5 protein-coding genes are annotated in these 4,585 nt (G+C 68.8%); 1 reads left to right on the top strand and 4 read right to left on the bottom strand.

What is annotated here, in order from left to right; translation table 11 throughout:
• The first annotated feature begins 44 nt into the window (after positions 1–44).
• Complete coding sequence (locus tag B3446_RS24690) at positions 45–533, top strand: 2-amino-4-hydroxy-6-hydroxymethyldihydropteridine diphosphokinase (protein ID WP_291386374.1); 489 nt, start codon at positions 45–47, stop codon at positions 531–533.
• A gap of 125 nt (positions 534–658) precedes the next feature.
• On the opposite strand, the gene B3446_RS24685 is transcribed toward B3446_RS24690, so the two are convergent.
• The 4 genes from B3446_RS24685 to B3446_RS24670 form a co-directional block, all read right to left on the bottom strand.
• A complete protein-coding gene (locus B3446_RS24685) occupies positions 659–1,555 on the bottom strand; it encodes a sugar kinase (protein ID WP_291386372.1) in 897 nt (298 codons plus the stop codon).
• Between the two features lie 71 nt (positions 1,556–1,626).
• Positions 1,627–2,460: an HpcH/HpaI aldolase/citrate lyase family protein gene (locus B3446_RS24680; protein WP_291386371.1), complete on the bottom strand. Its 834-nt coding sequence runs from the start codon at positions 2,458–2,460 to the stop codon at positions 1,627–1,629.
• On the bottom strand, positions 2,457–3,650 hold the full coding sequence (locus B3446_RS24675; RefSeq protein WP_191578910.1) for a CaiB/BaiF CoA transferase family protein: 1,194 nt from the start codon (positions 3,648–3,650) through the stop codon (positions 2,457–2,459). Before B3446_RS24675 ends, B3446_RS24680 begins: the two co-directional genes overlap by 4 nt.
• Positions 3,647–4,477 carry an FAS1-like dehydratase domain-containing protein gene (locus B3446_RS24670; protein ID WP_291386368.1) on the bottom strand — a complete coding sequence of 277 codons (831 nt, stop codon included), beginning with the start codon at positions 4,475–4,477 and terminating at the stop codon, positions 3,647–3,649. The genes B3446_RS24675 and B3446_RS24670 overlap by 4 nt, the downstream gene beginning before the upstream one ends.
• Between the last annotated feature and the right edge of the window lie 108 nt (positions 4,478–4,585).

Genomic DNA, 4,585 nt, shown 5'->3' with positions numbered 1-4,585 from the left:
GCGCCGCAGCGGACCGCGCAGCGCGCCCGCCAGCGAGTAACCCCATGCCGCAGCCGTCCGTGCGCGCCTACATCGGCCTGGGCGCCAACCTGGGCGACAGCGCGGCCACCCTGCGCCAGGTCCTGGCGCAGTTGCAGGCCACCCCCGGCATCACCGGGGTAACGGCCTCGCCGTTCTACCGCAGCGCGCCGGTGGACGCCACCGGCCCCGACTTCATCAACGCCGTGGCGGCCGTGGACACCGTCCTGGCGCCGCTGGCATTGCTGGACGTCCTGCAGGCGCTCGAAAACGAACACGGCCGCCTGCGCCCCTTCCGCAATGCCCCCCGCACCCTCGATCTGGATCTGCTGCTGCACGGCGATGCGCGGCTGGACGACGCGCGGCTGATCCTGCCGCATCCCCGCCTGCATCTGCGCGCCTTCGTGCTGCTGCCGCTGCGCGATCTTGCGCCCGGCCTGTCCGTGCAAGGTCAGCCGCTTGACGCGTGGATCGGGGCGATCCACGACCAGCCGATCGAACGCATCGCGCCCTGAGCGCGTTATCAGCCGCGCGGCGCCATGCGCCCCTGGCCGATTTGTGCGGCGCCACGCGCTTTTCAACCCTGCGGCCCGGTACGCGCCCGTTCAATCACGCGGCACACGCGCTGCGTGCTCCGGCATCACGCCTTCGGCGTAAACGCCATCATCGCCCGCTCGACGTCTTCCACGCCCGGCAGCCCCGCCTCGTTCCCCAGATGCTGGATCTTGTGCGCGGAGGCCGCCCGCGCAAACGTGAAGTGCTCGATCCAGGGCTGTTCCGGCCGCGTCAGGTAGGACCACACATAAGCGCCGTGAAACACGTCGCCCGCGCCCGACGTGTCGATGATGCGCGCAGCCGGCACGTCCAGCGACGGCAGCGTGTCGACGCGCCCCGTCTCGTCGTACCACAGCATGCCGCGCTCGCCGAGCGTCACCGCACCGATGCGGCAGCCGCGCGCCTTGAGCAGATCCAGCAGCCCTTCGGGCGACAGGTCAAGCTGCTCGCACATGCGTTCGGCGCAGACCGCCACGTCGATGTAGCGCAGCAGTTCGTCGGTGTTCTCGCGCATGCCACCGCCGTCCAGCGACGTCAGCACGCCGGCCTGACGGCAGGCGCGCGCGTAGTGCAGCGCGGCGTCGGGCTGATGGCCGTCCAGATGCAGGGCGCGGTAGCCGCCGATATCCAGCCGGGGAAAGTCGTTCAGATAGCCTGCGTCACGCGCGCGGACGATGGCGCGCTTGCCATGGTTGGGCATGATGAACGACAGCGAGGAGCGCCGCACCTGGCGCGCGTGCAGCGTGACGCCGTGCGCAGCCGCCATGTCCGAGTACATGTGGCCCAGCCAGTCGGGCGCCAGCGAGCAGATCAGATCGGGCGGCAATCCCAGCCGCGCGCAGGCAAACGCCGCCGTCACCGCATTGCCGCCGAACGAGACCGCGTAGTCGCGCGCCACGCTTTTCTGGTCGCCCGTGGGCCATTCGTCGGCCAGCACGGTGACGTCGATGTAGGTATGTCCGATGAAGAGCGCCTCGCCCATGGGCCCGCCTTGTCAGGTTGTATGCGCGGGGCGCCTCGGCGCAGGGTCTGGACGAGGCGCCGGCGCGGGATTCAGCCGCGCGCGGATTCGCCCGCCTGCGCCAGCACCAGCCGCGCTCGTGCGATGACAGGTGCGTCGACCATCTTGCCATCCAGCATGAACGTGCCCGCGGCCGTGTCGCGGTGCGCGGCGATGACCCGCCGCGCCCAGTCGAGCTCATGCTGGGCCGGCACGAAGGCGGCGTGGATGACGGGAACTTGCGTGGGATGGATGCACAGCATGCCGCCAAAACCCATCTGCTGCGCACGGCCGGCTGCCGCAGCCAGCCCGGCCTGATCCTGCACACCGGGAAAGACGCCATCCAACGCAGGCGCCAGGCCCGCGGCACGGGTATGCAGCAGCACCTGCACCCGGGCGTGGTCCAGCACGGTTTCCGAACCCGGCGTGTCGGGCGTCAGGCCCAGGTCCAGGCCGTAATCCAGGCTGCCAAACGCCAGCCGCGCGACGCCGGGCGTAGCGGCGATCTCGCCGGCATTGAGGATGCCCTGCGCGGTTTCAAGAATGGGAATCACGGGACAGCCGGTCTGGGCAGCGTGCCGCACCTGCATCATGCTTTCGGCCTTGGGCAGCAAAATGCCCCCCACGCCGGCCCTGCCGCGGCAGGCCTTCAGATCGTCGTCGTGCCAGGAGGTGGAGGCGTCGTTGATGCGCACCCAGAGCCGGGCCTCGCGATTCAAGCCCAGGAAATCGCACAGGGCTTCGCGGGCCGACGCCTTGGCCAGATGCTCCACGGCGTCTTCCAGGTCGACGATGACGGCGTCAGCGCCCGCAGCCAGCGCTTTGGGGATGCGTTCGGGCCGCGAGGCCGGCACAAACAGGGCGCTACGAACGACGGGATGTGTCACACGACCTCCGAGGCATGGAACTGCGCCACCTGATCTGGCGCGTATCCCAGAGATGCTAGCACCGCATCGGTGTTTTGGCCCACTGCGGGCACCGCCCCCATGTGCGCCGTGAAGGCGTTGCTGGTGGCGGGCGGCAGCAGCGCCGGCAGCATGCCGGCGGGGCTGTCGACCTCGCTCCAGCGCTGGCGCGCCTGCAATTGCGGATGCGCCCACACGCCGGCCATGTCGTTGACGCGCGCATTGGCGATCTGCGCGTCTTCCAGGCGTTGCGTCACCTGCTCGATGGACAGGTCGGCAAACGCGGCCACGATCAGCGCGCGCAGCGCGTCGCGGTTGGCGGTGCGCAGCGAATTGGAGATGAAACGCGGATCTTCGGCCAACTCGGCCTGGCGCAGCACCTGCGCGCAGAAGACGCGCCATTCGCGTTCGTTCTGCAGGCCCAGCATGATGGTCGAACCGCCGCCCACGGGGAATGGGCCGTAAGGATAGATGGACGCATGCGCCGCACCCGCGCGCACGGGCGGCGCCGCGCCGTCGAAGGCGTAGTACATGGGGAACCCCATCCACTCGACCATGCTTTCCAGCATGGACACGTCCAGGCGGCTGCCCAGGCCCGTGCGCTGGCGCAACAGCAGCGCGTTCAGGATGGCCGAATAGGCGTACATGCCCGCGGCGATGTCCGCGATGGAACATCCTGCCTTGACCGGATCGTCCTTCGTGCCGGTGACCGACAGGAAGCCGCTTTCGCTCTGGATGAGGAGGTCGTAGGCCTTCTTGTCCTGATAGGGACCGCCCTCGCCGTAGCCCGAGATGTCGCAGACGATGAGGCGCGGGTATTTCTGGTGCAGGGCTTCGAACGACAGGCCCAGGCGCGCCGCGGCGCCAGGCGCCAGATTCTGCACCAGCACGTCGGCCGATTCCAGCAGACGGTCCATGATGCCGCCGGCTTCGTCGCGCTTGAGGTCCAGCGTCAGGCTTTCCTTGGAGCGGTTGGTCCAGACGAAGTGCGAGGACAGCCCTCGCACGCGCTCGTCGTAGCCGCGGGCGAAGTCGCCGGTCCCGGGGCGTTCGATCTTGATGACGCGCGCGCCCATGTCCGCCAGCTGGCGGGTGCAGAAAGGTGCGGCGATGGCGTGTTCCAGGCTGACGACGGTGATACCGTCCAGCGGGCGGGAGGCCTGCATGTTCATTCGGTGAACCTCAATTCGGCTTGATGGGCCAGCGTGCCGTCCTGCTCGGCCCAAAGCTGGGCGACGCCCGGCTCGGACAGGCAGCCGGCGACCTGGAAGGGCGCGGGGGAAATCAGCGGGCGCAAGCCGCGGTAGGCAAGATGTGTGAGGCGGGCCTTGGGATGCGCCCGCACAAAGGCGGCAACCATCTCGGTGGCGATGAGCGGGCCGTGGACGACCAGGCCGGGATAGCCTTCGACGCCGGTGACATAGGGATGGTCGTAGTGGATGCGATGGCCGTTGAACGTGACGGCCGAATAGCGGAACAGCAGCACCGACGTGGGATCGACGGTGTCGCGCCATTGCGCCTGCGGCGCCGGCTCGCTGCCCGTCAGTTTGGGCGGCGTGGGCTGGCGGTACACGATGTCCTGTTCTTCCAGGATGGCCACTTCGCCCGACTGCCGGTATTCATGCCGCACGGTCACAAACAGCAGGGAGCCGGTCCGGCCGGTCTTTTCCTTGACCTCGGCCACGGTGGACACGCGCTCGGCAGGCACGCCGACCTTGAGCGGCTGGCGGAATTCGACCCGGCTGCCCGCCCACATGCGGTTGCGGTCCTGCGCGGGTGGCAGGAACCCGCCGCGTGACGGGTGCCCATCCGTCCCCAACCCGTCCATGCCGACCGTGGAAATGAAGAATGCCCATTGCCATAGCGGCGGCAGGTCATCGCCCTCGGCCGGCACCGGTCCGCCCAGGGTGGCGGCGATACGGGCGGCGTGGCCGGGATCCATGGCGTCCGATTTGCGTTCGCCGCTGCCGATCCACGCGGCCGGATCTGTAGATGTCATGCCGAGTTCCTCTGGTGGTGTTTTTACAGCCTGAAGCATGCCCGCAAGCCGTCGGGCGTGTGAATTCGTTTTTCCTCAAGGCGGGGTTTGCTGCGCCTGAATCGGCCA

The sequence above is a fragment of the Achromobacter sp. UBA5777 genome, from assembly GCF_002418565.1.
GTDB classification, from domain to species: domain Bacteria; phylum Pseudomonadota; class Gammaproteobacteria; order Burkholderiales; family Burkholderiaceae_B; genus Achromobacter; species Achromobacter animicus.
This window is presented reverse-complemented; position numbering and strand designations above follow the sequence as displayed.

Coding starts and splice junctions, on each gene's coding strand:
- B3446_RS24685 (WP_291386372.1), bottom strand. CDS start 1,555: ATGGGCGAGGCGCTCTTCATCGGACATACCTACATCGACGTCACCGTG.
- B3446_RS24670 (WP_291386368.1), bottom strand. CDS start 4,477: ATGACATCTACAGATCCGGCCGCGTGGATCGGCAGCGGCGAACGCAAA.
- B3446_RS24690 (WP_291386374.1), top strand. CDS start 45: ATGCCGCAGCCGTCCGTGCGCGCCTACATCGGCCTGGGCGCCAACCTG.
- B3446_RS24675 (WP_191578910.1), bottom strand. CDS start 3,650: ATGAACATGCAGGCCTCCCGCCCGCTGGACGGTATCACCGTCGTCAGC.